Here is an 18,112-nt window from a genome sequence, read left to right as displayed (position 1 = left end):
TTGAAGTGGAAGTTCAAAGGCTTTACAAAGGAAAAGGAAATTAATACTATATTAACTTAGTTCCTGTTGCACTAGTGGTTTCGCCCAACTTTTGACCGTTGGCATAAAACGCTACCTTCGTCACTGTACCATCTGCATCAGAAGCATCGGCTTTGATCGTAATGGCGGCATTTTGAGCAAACTGGCTGCCACTGTTAGGCGAGGTAATGTTTACGGCTGGGGGTTGTCCACTCACTACCGATACTGTAATGGCGGCCGAAGTGGTAGTTGCCCCGTCATTGTCTTGGGCTACTGCAGTCAATTGATACTGACCTGCCAAGGTTCCACTCCAGGCAAATGTGTAAGGGGCATTGGTCGCTTCACCCAACAGGGTGTTGTTGGCATAAAATTTCACCTTGGTTACCTGGCCGTCTGAATCTTGAGCAGTGGCTCGTAAATCGATAGATTGACCTTCGCGAAATTGACTGTTGTTGGCAGGTTGAGTAAAGCTTACCGTAGGCGGTACATTGCTACTGCCTCCCCCACAATCGCCCAACAACTCCCACGGGTTGCCATCTGTATCCGCTGGACGCTCGTTTCTTGTCCACCATTTATTGCGGTATTTTTTGCCTTGGTAAGCCACCACATTGCCTGGTTTTGCATATACTTGAGTAGCACTCCAGGCAGGTATTCCCCAACAGTCGCCTTGGGTATTGTCGGCTACTTTTATACTTATTTGATCTTGCCCCAGCTCGGTATTGTCTAATCCGTAGGCCTTGACCACCAGGTTATGTGTGCCTTGGGAGGCATTTTGCCACACAAAGGTATAAGGAGCACTGAGGTCTTGTCCCAGTTTTTGGTTCCCTACATAAAACTCTACCCTGGCTACATTGGCCAAAGCCCCCGAAACCAATGCTTTGATGCCCACGGTGCTACCTGTGGTCATTAAGGCGTTGGCGGTTGGCTCTACAATAGCCAATGCGCCGGCTGCACAATCGCCCAGATACTGCCAGGGATTGGCGTTCATTGATTTCGTTGGACTTTCGTTTTTTGTCCACCACTTGTTACTGTACTTTTTACCTTGATAAGTCACTACATTGCCAGCTGCAGCATATACCTGAGACGCGCTCCATACAGGTATACCATTGCAATGCTGCCGTTGATCGGTCACATTTTGTGCTGTTAACAAATGGGGCAATACAGCAAGTATTACAAACATTAAGTACCAGTAGGTCAATTTGATTTTATGCATCTTGATAAACTTTTGGTTTAGTAATATTTTGCTAACCACAACGGTAAACAGGGAGCAACTGCCCAAATACCAAGTAAACAAAAAGTAAACAAGCAAGCATAGTTGTAGGCATTTCCATGTATGATTTCCAAAATGGTACTTAAATAGCCCTAAAATAGCATTTAAGGCATTTTTTTGGCTAAAAAACAGGTAGAAAACATTTTCAGAGAAAACATCAAATGTTTACCTGACTTACTGCTGACAGTCAATAATTTAAACTTCTGATGTTTACAAAAGTTGCTATATACAACTTGTTGGCTTTTACCTTGCTCAAGTAAGAAAATTGGAAAAAAACAAATCGGAAATTTAATAATGACTACTTAATACTTCAGAAAATGTGTCTGCTCGTTTTGGCAAAATATTCTTGAGGAAATGACCCTGAAATGTAATGATCATAGTGAAGCTTTACCAGAGTCAATCAAGAGTAGATAGATGGGTAAAAAAAGAGTCAAAACCTTTGCGGTTAATCCCTTCAAAGTCAGTTTAAATGTTGATTTTAGAAGGAGAACAGCCCCCTTTAAACTTATATTCGGAGGTTTTAGAAACCCCGAACTTGTCTTCGGGGCTCAGCCTTTTCAGCTAATTTTAAACAAACTCTAAATGGTCGCTTTCATCATAAAGCACTATGAAATTAAACAAGCCCTTATCAATAGACTCCTCGCCCTCCCCTACTTCTCTCTTTATCGATCAAAGGCTTGCTATGAATATTGGTTGCGTTAGCTTGCTGCCAATAAAAATAGTCTTATCCTGGCATTTACATCGTTTACGCAGCCTCTCTACGCCTTCACTGTTGGAATGGTATCGATGAATACCCACCAACAACACCTAGGTTTGTTGTGTCATGGCCTACCTTATTGTTTGCTCTCTTTGTTGTTTGCCACATACAAAAGCAACTTCTTGCTGTTTTTCACCCCTAGCTTATCTATCAGGTTTCGGCGGTGGGTTTCTACCGTAGTGTTAGCAATAAACAATTGCTTGCTTATTTCTTTCGTAGTCATCCCTTCGCCTATCAGGGCAAGCACTTCCTTTTCTCTTTTGGTCAGTTTTACCTGAGGGTTTGGCTTGGCTTTTTTACCGTCTTGAATGCTCTTGATGAGGGTATCAGTCACAGCTTTGCTAAAATACTCTTCGCCCGAGTGAATGGCGCGAATGGCTTCGACCAATTCGTTGCTTCCTTTGTTTTTGAGAATATAGCCCGAAGCCCCTGCCGCAATGATTTCTTTGATGTAAGACTCGTTGTTGTGCATGGTCAAAATCAACACCTTGATATTGGGGTATTCGGCTCTTATTTTTCGGGTGGTTTCTAGCCCATCTTGCACGGGCATGTCTATGTCTAGCACCGCAATGTCTACATCTAGTTGGTTCAGTTCCAGCAGTTTAAACGCGTGGTGCCCATTGTAGGCAAGCCCTATTACTTCTATATCGTCGGTTACTTTAATCAACGCCTCCAGCCCATCGAGCACCATGTGGTGGTCGTCAGCAATAATTACTTTGATTTTTTCTTTGTCTTGCATAATGGTTTACTTTTTTGGTTGCTTAGTTTCTCCTATTTCGTTAGTTGTGATTGACACAGGAATGTCTAGCATTACTGTGGTACCCTTGCCCATACTAGAGTCTATACTGTATGTTCCAGAAAGCGACTTTACTCTAGAATCAAGCCCTGCCAGCCCAATGCCTCTTTTGGCTTGAGCCTCTGCCACATCAAAGCCCCGTCCGTCGTCTTCTACGCTAATGTGCAAGTTGACTTCTTCGTGTTTCCAATAGAGTTGAATTTCTACCTCTTGAGCATCGGCGTGCTTCAACACATTACCCAATAGCTCTTGCACTATGCGGTATACTTGCACCTCGTATTTGGCGGGCAGGCGGTGCTTTTCAAAGCCCGTATCTATCACCTCTACCCTTAAGGCTTGAGTGTCTTCTATGTTTACTTTTAGGTCATTGAGCGCGGGAATCAAGCCAAATTTTTGTAAGGCTTTCGCCGAAATATCGTGCGATACCTTGCGTACCGAATCACAGGTTTCGTCGAGTAGGTTCATTGCCTTGTCATACCTTTGCTCGTGTTCGGGCTGTACCCAATCTACCGACTGGCTCAAGGCAGTAAATTGCATTTTCACTACCGAGAGCATCCCCCCTAGCCTGTCGTGTAAGTCTTGGGCTACCCGTTCGCGTTCTTTTTCTTGTCCTTCCAGCATTTTGCTCAAGGCAAGAAGTTCTTGGTCGTTGAGCAATTTATCTATTTTTTGTCGTTGATCGCGCACTTTGCGGCGTTCTTGGTAGTTTTTTACAATGGCAAACACAATGATGAGCAACAAGAGCAAACCTATCCCAAAAAAGTAGTTTACCAAAGTTTGCCTAAACGAATATTCTTTGAGGCGGTCAATTTCGGCGCTTTTTATTTTTTGGTCTTTCTCCAACAATTCACGTTGATGTTTTTCTTTCTCATAATCTTCTTTATAATCCATTGCCTTTCGAAAGTTGATTTCTAACGAATCGCGCGCATTTTTATATTGATCAAAGTATTGAAAGGCATTGTCGTACTGCTCCATTTTGGCGTAGGCGTTGCTGAGGTTTTCTAATGCGTCCTGACGGTTTACCTTATCTCCCACTTTCTCCGACAATTGCAATGCTTTAGTAAAATACTCGGTCGCGTTCAGGTATTTTTTGTCTTTGGTCAACGCCAAACCTTGGTTGTTGTACGCTTGAGCAAGGGTCTGAAAATCGTTTTTTTCAAGCGAAAATGCAATGCTTTTTTGTAGGAAATATTGGGCACTGTCTAACTTGGCTAACTGCAAATAGGTTAAGCCCATATTATTATATACCCCTTGGATATTTTGGGTAGAGCCTAGCTCTTTTCTTAAGCTTAAGTTCTGGTAATAGTACTTCAGGGCTACTTCAAAGTCACTTACCTTATAATGCAAAACCCCTAACTGGTTGTAGGTTGTAATCAAAAGCCTTTTATTTCGTCCTTTTTCAAAAAGCGTCAAAGCTTTTAAGGTATATGTTCTGGCTTTTTTGAAATGATTTGTTTTTTGGTAGAGAGTCCCTAAATTTAGGTAGCAATTACCTATCAGATGAAAGCGTTTTGATTGCTTATTCCCCCCAAATGCATTTATCGCTTCCAAATAATATTTCATTGCCAATTGTACTTGTCCTATACTCTTATAACAATTCGCCATATTCAGCTTTTTGATCGCTACCTTGGCTTGGCTATGCTTCTTACTTTTCTGAAGATAATGAAGGCTTTGTTGAAAATGTGCTAAGGCATTTTGATACTTTCTCTGCTTTTTTAGTACAATGCCAAGGTTATTATAGGCTCTGGAAATGCCATAATTATGTTGAAGTTCTTCTTCTATAGTCAGGGCTTGTTTATAATAATTGATTGCTTTTTCATACTCATCTTTCCGTTTATGGGCGGTAGCCAAACGATTATAAGCGGTAGCAAGCCCTAATTTATACCCAGCTTGTTGGGCAAGCGCCTTTGCTCGCTGGGCATAGCCTAAAGTAGCTTTATTGTCAAAGTTACGGTGTAGCCAGGCAAGCTCGTTCAAGTCGTCTACTTTTGCCGTATCGGGCAAAGCAACTTGAGCCACCCTCGCCTTAAGACTGTCAATCTTTTTGAGTTGGGTTTTGGTTTGGGCAAAGCAGGCAGAAGCAAGCAGTAGGTGGAACGCCCAAATATACAATAGCTGTTTCATGGTGATATAAGGATTGGCTTTGAAAGGTGAGCAAAATATTTTAAACACCCCAAATTCGTATATTTTCTGTAAAAAAGAAATCGTTTGTTTCACTGTTTCCTGGTTTTGTACATTTAAGGAGGCAATGAGCCCTTTCTATGTCTAAGAAAGCACCCATTGCCTGTCATCATCTCATTCCAAGGTTGCCTTAGTCACGGTCACCCGTTGGTTTATCTTCAGCATCAGCATCATCATCAGAGGTACTCCCTTCGCCTCCCGGCATTTGCGCATGGTATACAATGTCAAAATTTGGGAAAGTGGGTTTTTGGAATTCTTCATTCAAAAATTTCATAACATTTAGTTTTTAAGTTTATAAATAAATTACAGGAGCAAATATCTGGGTTATGTTGCTTAGTTTTCTCCTCAAAACCAATGATTTTTGTCCTCGTGGTTTGTAAGGAAGTAAGTCAAAAAAACTGGGGATAAGTTAGGCTAAAGTTGCTTTGCCTTCAGACTTTTGCAAGGCTGTTTTTTTCCGCTAAAGCAGTGAAATGGGTAGTTATAGGTAGGTTGTGTTGATAACACATGCTTAAACGATGTGCACCAGTAAAGCATCAAAGTAACACGATTTTTTACGATATTTTGTTGCCAATTTCACAAAATATGGTTAAGCTTACTTTCAACTCAACATTTAACAATCCATGCATTCATTTCCCCCATCTTTCATTGAGGCGCTCAAAACACAGGTACAAGCCGAATACAGTATAATTGTACGCTATCGTGCCCTCAAAAACAACGCAAATGATCCCGACATGCGCCAAAGCCACCAGGCGGAGATTGATTTGAGGCAACAAAACATTGCCGAAATACAAGCCGATTTTCTACAGCAAGCGCAATACATGGGAGGTGCCGATGTGCCCAATGCCCAACTCGCAGATTTGATAAAAAAGGAAGTGGAGAAAATCACGGGGCAATCATCGGACGCAACAAAGGGAGCAAACTCGCCCTTGCCAGTGGTGTTCACCGTGTTTGCCAACCCCAAACAAGACCTTGAGTATTTGACTGAAGAACAAAATGCTATTCAATCTATGCTCATGCCTTTAGACGAAAAACAATGCAAACACATTGTGAGAAGTGATACTCACCTGGCAGATTATTTTGAGTTTCTGAAAAGGTGGAAAAATCGCATTGCTATTTTTCATTATGGGGGGCACGCCAATAGTGTGGGGCTCAAGCTGGTAGACCACGATAGTTTTTTTACCCCGCTTGCCAAAGAACTTGCAAAGCGCAATAAAGACGCATTGCAATTGGTGTTTTTGAATGGTTGTTCTACCCATTATCATGTAAAAACGTTGTTTGAGGCGGGGGTAAAATCGGTGATTGCCACAAGGGTGGCGGTAGGCGATAAGCTTGCCAGCGATTTTGCCGTGCAGTTTTATAACAATATTGCCAGTGGCGACAACCTGCGAGAGGCTTTCGAGAGCACTTGCCATTATATAGAGGCGGTGCAAGGGGGGCAAGGCAAGAGGTATAGAATAGAGGCAACGCCTATGCTTTGGCGCGGGTCTGTCAAACGTAATTCTGAGGAGGACGAGAAGTTGCCTTGGCGATTGTATACTCTAGACGAAGCATATCTTGAGTATGCTTTGCCGCCTGAAGCGCCTCTTGTAAGCAATACTAAAGCACAACAAAGTAAGGTGGAAGAAAACAAGAATGTGTATAACCACGGAGGGGTCAAAAACCAAATCAACCATAGTAATATTCAAGGAGATGTCAATTTTTAGTTTTACTTTTTGAAATAAATTGAATTGTTCTGCTATAATTAACGGCAGAACAATTCAACCTTATAATTCTACACCCAACGCTTTAATCAAACGGCTTGGTAATGCGTATATTTGCTTTGAGCTCGTTGAGCATAGAGTAGAGCCCAAAATAGGTGCGGTTGAGGTACAACGAATGGTGCGAACCGCGTGACTTGGTGCTTTCGCGTAGCTCTTTCATATTAGATAGCTTTTCTCCATACCTAAATAGTTCTTCAAAATAGGCATCATTGCCAAAGTCGAAAGTATCGTACCTAAATGGGCGACACAATAACTCAATCATTTGCTGGAAAATACCTTTAAAGAATTTGATTTCTTCGGGAGTATCGTCCTCATACAAAAACTGAAGCGCATACAATGCCTCATCGAGCAATACTTCATTGTCCAGAATGTTGGGCTGAAGCACTACAAAATATAAATCATAAAAATCGTGAGGAATTTCTTTGACACAACCAAAATCAATCACTCCCAACGAGCCATCTTCGCGCATCAAGAAGTTACCCGGATGAGGGTCAGCGTGTACTTTTTTGATGGTATGCATCTGAAAGTCATAAAAATCCCACAACAATTGCCCCACCTTATTACGCACCTCTTGCGAAGGATTGGTTTTCATAAACTCGGTCAAGTGAGTACCCTCCAGCCAATCCATAGTCAAAATACGCGTACTGGAATATTCAGGGTAATAGTGGGTAAAGACCAAATCGCCCAGGTTGGCAGCTCTGATCGCTTCCGATATTTCGACCGAACGGGCCAACTCTAGCTCATAATTGGTTTCTTCGGTCAGCTTTTCTTTTACTTCGCCCATGTACTTGTCTATGTCTTTCTCGTTTAGCTTGAGTAAACGTTGGGCAAAAGGACGTACCATTTTCAGGTCAGACTCTATGCTATCGGCCACCCCTGGATACTGCACCTTTACCGCCAGTTTTTTCCCTCCTATAAAAGCCTCGTGCACTTGCCCTATAGAGGCAGCATTGACGGCTTCCATATTAAATTTATCAAAAATTTCCTGAGGCGATTTACCAAAGTATTGTTTGAAGGTTTTGACCACCAAAGGTCCCGATAAGGGGGGAGCGTTGTATTGTGCCATCGTAAAGCGGTCGGTATAGGCCTTGGGCAATACGTTTTTCTCCATGCTCATCATTTGGGCTACCTTAAGGGCGCTTCCCTTAAGCTCGCTCAACGAGTTATAAATATCGCGGGCGTTGTCTTCATGCAGTTGCTCTTTGCTCAGTGAAGGATTGACCGCTTTTTTTGCGTAATGCTTGATATAGTTGCCTCCCACTTTTACACCTGTTTTCACAAATTTGGTGGCGCGTTGAACTTTTGATGTAGGTATTTTTTTTTGTGACTTCATTCTTTAGTGTTTAATCTATGTTGTCCGCTGTGCGGAATTTACGGCTAAGCAATATGTAAACACACGGCTCAACCCCAACAACCAGAATTTTTGTGTTATCATTGATGGGTACAAAATAAGTAGTTACAAGTTGTTGAAGGTACTCATTATAAGTTGGTTGTTTATGATACTGATTATGCTCCAAGTTATGCAGTTGATTGGTTTACCTTCAAAGCTTATTTAAACATTGACTTGTGTTTATGCCCTTCCAGAAAGAAGCTTATTTCATTCTGCTCTGGAAGGCAAACTTCATAAAATCAAAGGCAGAGTCAAACGGGGTTTGCCCCATTAGATCGAAACCAAGGTTGGCCGATTTTTCGATAAAAGTATCGGTTTTTTCAAAAGCTTTGCTGGTATCTTTGATCCAAAACTTAAGGATAGTAAGTGCTTGTACCCACAGTGCTTTGGCGTATTGCTTGGTAATGTAGGGGCGCTCGACAATTTCGCCACTTTCCAGCCCCTCATTGACCAACATGTGACAGTATTCTTTAAATGCTTGCTTAAACTCTTTGAATACTTTGAAGTCTTCGGGACGTATTCCTCGACTTTTTTTGGCGTTGTACACTGCCAGTATAAAGCTGCGCTTACCTTTGAGTTCTTCTATCCAGGTGAAATAAAAAGCCAGGAGTTTTTCGCGTACCGTATAGCTGGCATACACCTCGTCTTGCTCTATACGGTCTACAGTTTTATCAAAGAAGCTTTTCCAAATGTCGTTTTCTACGGCATCTACTGTAGTGTAGTGCTGGTAAAACTCTTCTTCGGGTAAGTCAATAAACTTACACAACTTATACGCCGAGCCGGGAGCTTCGTTGTGCTCTAGCACATAAGTAAGGTAGCCTTTTCTTATTTTCTCTTCTGTTTTCTCTTCTGGTTTTGTTGTCATTTTTTCCAGTTTATATATGTATTACAAGGTTTTTGTCAAAATTGTATGTATATGTTTATGTAACTTGACAGAGAAGAGGAAAGTTTGAAAAAAGTTGAGAGTTGGTAAGGCCTATAGCCATAAGCTTTTAGCAACAAGCCTTAATACAGGAGAAAGTAGCTGTTTGTAAATCGTAATTAAACTTTTGGCTTATGTCCCACCACGCCATAATACAAGATATAAAAATAGCTTACCAAAGGTACTAAAAATGATAGCTGAATAAATCCTTGGTCGATAATAATGCTCTGCAAAGGAGGTAATATGGCGCCACCTACTATAGCCATGACTAGCAATGATGAACCCTGGCTGGTGTATTTGCCCAGGTCTTTGATTGCCATAGTAAAAATGTTAGACCACATGATAGAGTTGAACAAACCAATGCTAATAACTGCCCAAAAAGCAAGTTTGCCCGTGCCCAATATCACTATGAGCAACAAAGCAATGATGATTACGCTAAAAATGCTCAAAGAACGCGAGGGGCTGGATTTTCCCCACAAAAAAGCAAAATAGTTGAGCGACAAAAAGATAAGAAAAACGCCTACATTGTCGAATGCCAACAACTGAAGAGTAATATTTCCACCATCTTTTTTGATGCCAGTAATCAAGTAAATAAAGGCAAACACTCCCAATGAAATCAATGCCATCGTGACATACTTGGTGCTTGCTTTTGCTTTGCCTAACGACACAGTACCCATCAAACGACCAATCATGAGCCCGCCCCAATAATAAGCAAGAAAATAATTTGCCGACTCACGGCTCAAACCCGAAATATGGTCGAGCATCAGAAACTTGACCAGCCAACTGCCCACCGACACTTCGGCACCTACATAAAAAAAGATGGCAATTGCTCCCAGGCGTAAATGTCTAAATTTGAGCACGCCCCAACCTTTTTCTATTTTGCCGCTGTTCCGGAAAAGTGGCAACGAAGTAAATCGTACCACCAACGCCAGCACCAAAAAGATAACTCCATACAACAAATAAGTTTTGCCTACCGATACCGAGGTGGCTACACCGTTTGAAAACACCCTAAAAATAAGCAGTACTCCAATAAGCGGACCTACTGTAGTACCCAACGAGTTGAGCCCCTGGGCCAGGTTGAGCCTGCTAGAGGCAGTTTCGGGGGCACCCAATAATGCAGCATAAGGATTGGCACAAACCTGTAATAAGGTAACCCCAGTGGCCAACACAAACAGGGCAAGCAAAAATACTCCATAAGAGGCTGTCTGGGCTGCCGGATAAAAACTCATACAACCTACTCCACTAATGGCTAAACTAATAGCCATGCCGTTTTTATAGCCTATTTGGTTGACAGGGTCTTTGCCTGACCGGGCGGAAATAAGGAAGTATAGTAAAGAAATGATAAAAAATGCCCCAAAGAAACAAAGTTGAATCAAAGACTGTTGCAAGGCGGAGAGTTGGAATATTTTCTCAAAGCTATTGATCAATACATCGTTCATGACGGTGATGAAACCCCACATGAAAAACAAAAAGGTAATGACTAAAAATGGCTGTCGGTAGTCTTTGCCAGCAGCGCTAGAGCGGGTATTGGGTGCAGGCGTAGGGGTTGTTTGCATTTGATAGTTGTTCGTTTTTGATAATGGTATTACTAAATCGGGGCGAATATACTCATGACGGGTCAAAGTATAACATTTCTGAGTACCTTTAGTTGGAGGGGTGGTATGCAACGCTGGCGTAGCCCCGCTGAACTCATTACATTCAGTTCTTTAACAAAACAGTTAGCTTCTCTAAGTTCGGAGATCTTTGAAGCTGATATGCAAGGGATTTAGAAGCCCTGCCGGAGTTTCTAACTCGTAATATCTCCTTGTAAGCTTTCTGCATACCTCTTATCAAAAAACTTCAGCAAAAGGCTATTACTTACTACCGACACCGAGCTAAGCGCCATAGCAGCCCCGGCAAGCATAGGGTTGAGCAAAAAGCCGTTAATGGGATACAACACTCCTGCCGCAATAGGAATGCCCACCAGGTTATAAATAAAAGCCCAAAATAGGTTTTGTCGAATGGTGCGCATGGTACTACGCGAAAGCGCAAACGCTTGGGGAAGTTTTTGCAAGTCGGAAGAGATCAAGGTCATTTTTGCCACATCTATAGCAATGTCTGACCCTTTGCCCATGGCTATACTAATGTTGGCTTGCGCCAATGCCTCTGAGTCATTGATCCCGTCTCCTACCATTGCCACTACCTTACCTTCAGCCTGTAGCTTGCGCACAAAGTCGGCTTTGTCTTGTGGCAACATTTCGGCGTATACGTCATTAATTGCTACTTGAGCAGCCACCACTTTTGCCGAAGCCGCACTATCTCCTGTGAGCATGTATACCTGTTTGCCCTCTTGCTGCAAATGCATAATGGCCGCCTTGGAACTCTCTTTGACAGGATCGCTCAGGGCAAATACGGCTTTTACTGTTTGGCCGCTTCCCAAAAATATCATAGTATAGCCTTTTAGCTTATATTGTTCACTGGCTATAGTCAAGTCCAAAGGAAGCGCAAGATTTTGAATTGCCATCAGGCGTGCATTGCCTACCCAATAGGTTTGTCCTTGCCACACGCCTTTTACGCCTTTGCCTGTAATACTTTCAAACTGGCTCAAGGCATCACTGTTTGGCTCAATACCCTGAGCTTGGGCATATTGTACAATAGTATTTGCCAGTGGGTGCTCCGAGCGTTGTTCTATGCTCGCCATTATCTCCAGCAAAACGTTGGGAGGAGCTGAATCGCTTGCCCAGGCAACATCTACTACAGCGGGTGCTCCCTGAGTAATGGTGCCCGTTTTATCGAGCAAGACCACCTCTACCCGCCCAGCTTGTTCAAGACTTTCGGCGTCTTTAATTAAGATGCCATGTTCAGCCCCTTTGCCTATACCCACCATAATGGCAGTAGGCGTAGCAAGCCCCAAAGCACAGGGGCAGGCAATGATCAGCACTGTTACCATTGCCAATAAACCTTGCGAAAAAGCGTTTTCGTCCCCCCAAAGCAACCAAGCAACAAAACTCAACACTGCAATGCCCATGACTACTGGTACAAACACTGCCGCTATTTTATCCACCAGTTTTTGTACCGGAGCTTTGCTCCCTTGCGCTTCTTGTACATTTTTTATGATTTGGGCAAGTAAGGTTTCTTCCCCTACTTTTTCGGCCTTGAGCCTAAAACTTCCTTTTTGGTTGATCGTTCCGGCAAATACAAGGCTACCTACTTGCTTGCTTATGGGCACTGGCTCGCCCGAAATCATACTTTCATCTACCAACGATTGCCCTTCGATCACTTGCCCATCTACCGGAATTTTTTCACCTGGTTTTACCAACAATACATCGTGGGTTTGTACTAAAGTCAGTGCTATTTGCTCAAGCTTTCCTTCTGGGCTAACTCTAGTCACAGTTTGGGGCTGCAGCCCAATGAGCTTTTTGATTGCCGTAGACGTACCCGTTTTTGCTTGCTCCTCTAGCAACCTTCCTAATAAAATAAAAACAATAATTACTGCCGAAGCTTCATAATATACGTGAGCAGCGAGCCCTTTTTGCAGCCAGTATGCGGGGTAAAACGTATTGAAAAGGCTAAACACAAAAGCGATACCCGTACTGAGTGCTACCAGAGTGTCCATGTTGGCTTTGGCACTGCGGGCTTGCGTCCAGGCATTTTGGTAAAATGATCTACCTGCAAAAATCAATACTGGAGTGGTTAAACCCAACATCAAAAAATTGGCATAGGGCAAGCCAGGGAACCCCATAGCAATGATCACGAGTGGTATTGTAAACACAGTTGCTACCACCAGGCTTTGTTTGAGTTGGCGCAAAGCCTTTTGCTGTTGTTGAGCCAGTTGATCAGTAGCAGAACCTGCTTCGGCAGAGGCAATGAGCAAGCCATAACCAGCGGTCTGTACTGCTTTTTGCAGGGCTTGTTCACTTACCCAATCGGGTACATAAACTACTTGCACAGTATGGTTGGCATAGTTTACAGTGGCACTTTCTACGCCTTCTATATTTTGCAGGGTACTTTCTACACTTGCCACACAAGCAGCGCAACTCATGCCCTCTACGCCATAGGTTTCTTTTATATAGGTGTCTTGTTCGATTGTGTGCATGATGTTTTATCTAATCTTTAGAGCTTGTCTAAATTTTCGTATTTAAAGCCATGTTCGATGAATGTTCAACAAGCTGTTAGCAAGGCTTTATCATTAGTTTTATTCTCCCCGTTTTTTTTAGGAATGGTGAGAAATTAAATTACCATTCTTGAGGTAGAGGTTTTGTTTTGAGACGAGGCTATTTTTTGCGCCCATAGCAGCGCTACGGGCAATAAAAATAACGAAGTATCAAGGCGAAAAATCACCCCTTAGAGTGTAAATTTATTTTTGAACAATTCCTTAGTATAGGCAGTTGAAATTTAATATTTGCAAACCTATAATAAAGAGAAGTCTATCCACACCTGCCAGGTTTTGAAAACCTGGCAGGTGTAAAAAGCTGTTTTATTAAAAGTCTACAGACTGCACTATAAAAAAACGCTTCCGTTGCCTCCACCTGTGTGTCAGTTTGCCGGCTGGAACCTCAATGTAAGCTTCAATTTTTACAGGCAAAGGGTTTGGTGCTTAAAACTGTTGATGAAGGCGCTCATCTTTGAATATAACAGTAAAGTTAGCTCCCTTTATAATAACAACAAAACTTTATTTAAATAGTAGTTTTTCTGATGGTTTTGAATACTATTTATGAACATCTTCATCAATCTTTTGTTTTCCTAGTGCATTGGGTACTAAGTTACTCACATATTCTTTGGCGTCCCCGAATCAAGTTCGGGACTGTGAGCTTTTGCCCCCTGACTTCCTCGTAAAAAAGTTAGATAGCTATGGCTATCCGCCATTTTCACGACTCGTCAGAAAACAGAATTCATCCAAATTAATAGGCAATTTATTTAATCCCCAATGCACTAGCCGTACTTGTTTATCCAAGCCCAAAAACACCTCAAACGCTGTCACTTCATAAGCTTGCCCATTGTCGCCCATTACTTGAAGCGAGTGTTGATTTTGCCATAACTCCTCCATTGCTACATACCCTTGCCCATCTATGCTTACCCACTCCCCAATACCACTTATGCCTTCCTGTATTTCGCTCAACTCATTGCGAATTTGGCTAAGCAATGTACTGTTTTCCGTGTTTAATCGTAGGGTTAATTCATTCTTTTCTGGAAAAGCCTCCACCAATGCCTGAGCGCCTGCCACTTCTAACAAAATACATTGTTGCCTGATATTGTCACGAGAAGCAAAGTGGTGGGTACGCAAAATAAAACGGTGCATGACGGCAGCATGCAATACCGGATGACAAAACTTAAGGTAGAAACCTGCGGCTCCATTGGGAAATAAAGAAGCTTGCTCTGCTGGTGGAGTATTGGGCAACAACTGAGGTGCCAGGTATTCTCTTTTGAGCAAGGGGGCAATATAACGAGGTGCCTTTTTATTTCGAGGGCGATTGAGGTCTATACATAGCTCGCAAGCCTCCATAAACGACAGTAATAGTTCTTGTTCTGCCTTGGACTTATCCTGCCAAACCAAACCCAGGTCTGCCCCCGTAAAAAAACCGTTGCCTCGGTGTTGCATAAACATACCCGTTCGGTCAAACAAGGTATACACCGCATCTATTGCCCATTGCTGGTTCAGTATAATCTGGTCGTTGAACAAACCAGGGCGATAAAAAAACACGCCCGAATTATGAAAATAACTTTGCAATACTCTATAAGACACCTTAGGCACCTGATACTCGGCACAAAGTGTTTCAAAACCTGCTACACTCAACATTTGTTTTCCTTTTTTTTGTAGCTTTTCCAAGGCTTGTTGAGTATGCCACCAGCTTTCGGGCAAATCGGTGCAAGTACGCTGGATGCCATGCACCAACACATTTTGTAAAGCAATATTTAGCTCCTTAAATCCATTCTTGGCGGCATCATCTACTGCCGCGTCTACTGCCAAGCATTGTTGTACCTGATAATGTCTTTTTAAATCATCGGTGAGTTGAGGAGGCGCCTGCACCCCGTCACGGTCGCACTTGGTTTGCACCACCAACACAGGGCTTTGCTTGCCCAAAGTATAAGCATAATCGATCCAATACAACAATGGATGATTTTTATAAATTACCTCGCTGCCATCGCCCAACGTTTCGGCTTGTTCGGGGGTGGCTTGCGTCACCGCATCCCAAGCGAGCAAAAACACGGCTTGAGTTTGCATAAACAAACGGTGGGTAGTATGGTAAATATCTTGCCCACCAAAATCCCATACATTGAGTTGCACATGTTCTAACGCCTCGTCTTGAGCAACCTGGGGTAGTATATATTGTCGTAGTTGAATGGCATGGGTAGAGCTTTGGTTAGGGTCAAAAACATTGTCGAGCCAGCGCCGCACCAAACTGGTTTTGCCCACTCGCCCATTGCCCACCAGCAAGAGTTTTGCCTGATAAACCAGGCTTTTACCCTGCTCAAGGTCTTGCCAATAACGCCTAATATTTTGCAATACCTGGTAACCCTCTGTAATGGCTACGGGTATATTTTGCCAGGGATTGCCCTCTAACCGCAACGAGGTCAAATGAGGCAAGTCAAGCAACTCTACTGGAAACCATTTGATTTGATTGTTCTCTACATCAACCTGACTCAAACCTGTAAAAGTAACTAAGTTTTCGATGGTACTTATTTGATTGTGCTCCAGGTCAAGTTCTTGCAGTTGCTTGGTAACCGCACCAACGGCTATGTCAGTAATTTGGTTTTGGTGTATACTTGCCTCTCTGAGGTTGGGCAAAGCAGCTAAATTTTCAAGCCGTGTGATTTTGTTATAACTCAAATTAAGCTCTTCTAAAGCAGGCAAATCTTCAAAATTCTCAATTTTACTAATATTATTTTCGCTCAAATCAAGCCCAACTAGCCCTGTTACCCCTGCCAGATGCTCCACTTTTATCAATTGATTTTGGTTAAGGTTCAACTGAGCCAATTGGGTGGGCAACGCGTTGGGTTGTATATAAGTAATTTGATTGTTATTCAGGTCAAGCTCCTTGAGCGCGGGCAAGCCCCCCAGATTTTCGAGGCACTCAATGGCATTCTTTTCCAGGCAAAGCTCCCTTAACTTAGGTAGTCCAATCAAGTTTTCAAGCTTAGTGATTTTGTTTTGGCATAGGCTCAGTTTTTCAAGCTTGGACAAGCCTGCCAGGTTTTCAATTTTATTAATGTTATTCTTGCTTAAGTCTAGCTCCTTAAGTCCCACTAGCCCCGCTAAACCCTCAATTTTGGTAATAGCTGTCTCGCTCAAATCCAACTCTGCTAAGCCTGACAGATGATGTAAGTTTTCAATTTTACTGATTTTAGTAGCTCTTAATTCCAGTTTTTGCAAGCCAGTGAGCCCCTCTAGATTTTCGATAGTCTCAATTTGTGAACCACCCAAATCTAATTTTTCTAATGCTTTTAAGCCCCCCAGATTTTCTATTTTAGTAATAGTCTCACACCCTAAATCTAACTCCCGCAGCTTAATCAAATGACCTAAATTCTCAATTTTGCTAATGGGGTTGCCCCCCAACATCAAATCATCAAGGTTAATCAATGCCCCCAGGTTTTCAACCTTTGCCACCTCGTTACCGTCCAGCCGCAACCTGGTCAGGTTGGTAAGCGCCTCCAGGTTTTCAATTTTACTGATTTTAGTTGCATGTAAGCTCAGGAAAGTCAACTGAGTCAACGCTTCCAAATTTTCAATCTTCGACACCTTACTACACATCAGCGACAAGTTGGAAAGCTTCGTAAGCTTGTCTAAGTTTTCAATTTTTTTGATGCCCGTATGGTTCATCCAAAGATTCTCCAGTTCGGTCAATGTATCTAAATTCTCAATCTTTGTTACCCCATTAAACATCAAACCCAGCGTTTTTAGCTTCGTCAATTTTTCCAAGCCCTCAATCTTCTTGATGCCATTGTAGCCCAACGATAGTTCAGTCAGTTCGGTCAACGCATCCAAGTTTTCCAGCTTTTTAAAGCTGTTAAAGCGCAAATTGAGGCTCTTGAGCTGAGGCAAGCCGTTCAGGTTTTCAATCTTTTTAATGTCATTTTCTTCCAGCTCAAGCTGTTTCAACCGGGGCAAATTGTGTAAGCCTTCAATCTTTTCAAACCCATTATACCCTAAGTCAAGCCGAGTCAATGCTGTCAAACCCACCAGGTTTTCAATCTTTTTGATACGATTTTCTCCTAAGTCAAGGTTTTTTAAGTGTTTGAGATGGGTCAGATTTTCAATCTTCTCAAGGCTATTGCTGCTCAACTCAAGGTGCACCAACTGGGTGAGTGCATTCAAATTCTCCATCTTTTCAATGGCGTTTCCCCTCAGGTTCAGGTGCTCCAGCCTGACCAAATGATCAAGATTCTCTATAGCCTCAATATCGTTTTCTTCCAAATCAAGATGCCGTAAGTTGGTCAGATGAGCTATATTTTCAATTCGGTCAATGCTATTTTCACGCAATACCAATTTTTTAAGCGATGCAGGCAAACCCTTAGGAATACTCATAAATCTGTTTTGTCTGCCCGTATTGACGCTAGTTTCTTCAGAATAGTCTAAAGTGTCAGGATTCCATTCGCGCCAACTCTCCGAAAAAATCAAGGTTTCTAAATGAGTACATGCTGCCAACAACTCAAGGCAAGGCGAGGCGTTGGTCAAGCCACAGTTACCCAAGTCAAGATAAGGGTCTTTAGTTTGTAAGTTTTTCTCGATTAATTTTGTTGCCAGGTCGTTCATATCTTGTTTTCGTTTGTCACCTCTTCTGGGTGGATTAGTATTTACTAAACAAGCAATAAAGTTTAGATTTAATGCCAAGATTCAAAAAAATAAACCTGTGCATCATTTAAAAAAATTATGCTCCCATAGAGCACTCACTCTGCAAACCAAGTACAAACGCAAAGAAAGTTGCTTAAAGGTATGACCAAATTTGCCTAAAAAAGTATGATTCATCTTAAAACTCTACAGATTATTCGTTACCAAATGAAAACCTGTTTAGGGCATCATTGACTTGTTCTGGAGAG

Annotated in this window: 10 protein-coding genes; 1 reads left to right on the top strand and 9 read right to left on the bottom strand. The window is 42.4% G+C overall.

What is annotated here, in order from left to right; translation table 11 throughout:
* Positions 1-46 precede the first annotated feature (46 nt).
* The 4 genes from Q0954_RS27525 to Q0954_RS27510 form a co-directional block, all read right to left on the bottom strand.
* Positions 47-1,231 carry an Ig-like domain-containing protein gene (locus Q0954_RS27525; protein ID WP_299462883.1) on the bottom strand — a complete coding sequence of 395 codons (1,185 nt, stop codon included), beginning with the start codon at positions 1,229-1,231 and terminating at the stop codon, positions 47-49.
* 890 nt (positions 1,232-2,121) lie between these two features.
* Positions 2,122-2,784 carry a response regulator transcription factor gene (locus Q0954_RS27520; protein WP_299462880.1) on the bottom strand — a complete coding sequence of 221 codons (663 nt, stop codon included), beginning with the start codon at positions 2,782-2,784 and terminating at the stop codon, positions 2,122-2,124.
* A 6-nt stretch (positions 2,785-2,790) separates the two neighbouring features.
* On the bottom strand, positions 2,791-5,058 hold the full coding sequence (locus tag Q0954_RS27515; protein ID WP_299462878.1) for a tetratricopeptide repeat protein: 2,268 nt from the start codon (positions 5,056-5,058) through the stop codon (positions 2,791-2,793).
* Between the two features lie 94 nt (positions 5,059-5,152).
* Positions 5,153-5,296, bottom strand: a complete 144-nt coding sequence (locus Q0954_RS27510; protein WP_299462875.1) for a hypothetical protein — start codon at positions 5,294-5,296, stop codon at positions 5,153-5,155.
* Between the two features lie 349 nt (positions 5,297-5,645).
* Here Q0954_RS27510 and Q0954_RS27505 point away from each other — a divergent pair, with 349 nt between their 5' ends.
* Positions 5,646-6,728, top strand: coding sequence for a CHAT domain-containing protein (locus Q0954_RS27505; protein ID WP_299462872.1), 1,083 nt, complete (start codon positions 5,646-5,648; stop codon positions 6,726-6,728).
* 82 nt (positions 6,729-6,810) lie between these two features.
* Here Q0954_RS27505 and Q0954_RS27500 read toward each other — a convergent pair whose 3' ends face one another.
* The 5 genes from Q0954_RS27500 to Q0954_RS27480 form a co-directional block, all read right to left on the bottom strand.
* On the bottom strand, positions 6,811-8,118 hold the full coding sequence (locus Q0954_RS27500; protein ID WP_299462869.1) for an AarF/ABC1/UbiB kinase family protein: 1,308 nt from the start codon (positions 8,116-8,118) through the stop codon (positions 6,811-6,813).
* 259 nt (positions 8,119-8,377) lie between these two features.
* Positions 8,378-9,040 (bottom strand): TetR family transcriptional regulator C-terminal domain-containing protein, encoded by a 663-nt coding sequence (locus tag Q0954_RS27495; RefSeq protein WP_299462866.1) that lies wholly within the window; start codon positions 9,038-9,040, stop codon positions 8,378-8,380.
* 176 nt (positions 9,041-9,216) lie between these two features.
* The gene (locus tag Q0954_RS27490; protein WP_299462863.1) at positions 9,217-10,653 is read right to left on the bottom strand and encodes a sugar MFS transporter; all 1,437 of its coding nucleotides are present in this window, start codon (positions 10,651-10,653) and stop codon (positions 9,217-9,219) included.
* Between the two features lie 230 nt (positions 10,654-10,883).
* The gene (locus tag Q0954_RS27485) at positions 10,884-13,172 is read right to left on the bottom strand and encodes a cation-translocating P-type ATPase (protein WP_299462860.1); all 2,289 of its coding nucleotides are present in this window, start codon (positions 13,170-13,172) and stop codon (positions 10,884-10,886) included.
* A 759-nt stretch (positions 13,173-13,931) separates the two neighbouring features.
* A complete protein-coding gene (locus Q0954_RS27480) occupies positions 13,932-17,828 on the bottom strand; it encodes a leucine-rich repeat protein (protein WP_299462857.1) in 3,897 nt (1,298 codons plus the stop codon).
* Positions 17,829-18,112: the final 284 nt, after the last annotated feature.

Source organism: uncultured Microscilla sp. (genome assembly GCF_947493425.1).
Taxonomy (GTDB): Bacteria; Bacteroidota; Bacteroidia; order Cytophagales; family Microscillaceae; genus Microscilla.
Note: the sequence above shows the minus strand (reverse complement) of the source record. Positions and strands in the feature narration are given on the sequence as shown.

Bases quoted from the DNA above. Each gene is read 5' to 3' on its own strand.
- Q0954_RS27525 (WP_299462883.1), bottom strand. From the start codon at position 1,231: ATGCATAAAATCAAATTGACCTACTGGTACTTAATGTTTGTAATACTT.
- Q0954_RS27520 (WP_299462880.1), bottom strand. From the start codon at position 2,784: ATGCAAGACAAAGAAAAAATCAAAGTAATTATTGCTGACGACCACCAC.
- Q0954_RS27510 (WP_299462875.1), bottom strand. From the start codon at position 5,296: ATGAAATTTTTGAATGAAGAATTCCAAAAACCCACTTTCCCAAATTTT.
- Q0954_RS27505 (WP_299462872.1), top strand. From the start codon at position 5,646: ATGCATTCATTTCCCCCATCTTTCATTGAGGCGCTCAAAACACAGGTA.
- Q0954_RS27500 (WP_299462869.1), bottom strand. From the start codon at position 8,118: ATGAAGTCACAAAAAAAAATACCTACATCAAAAGTTCAACGCGCCACC.
- Q0954_RS27495 (WP_299462866.1), bottom strand. From the start codon at position 9,040: ATGACAACAAAACCAGAAGAGAAAACAGAAGAGAAAATAAGAAAAGGC.
- Q0954_RS27490 (WP_299462863.1), bottom strand. From the start codon at position 10,653: ATGCAAACAACCCCTACGCCTGCACCCAATACCCGCTCTAGCGCTGCT.
- Q0954_RS27485 (WP_299462860.1), bottom strand. From the start codon at position 13,172: ATGCACACAATCGAACAAGACACCTATATAAAAGAAACCTATGGCGTA.
- Q0954_RS27480 (WP_299462857.1), bottom strand. From the start codon at position 17,828: ATGAACGACCTGGCAACAAAATTAATCGAGAAAAACTTACAAACTAAA.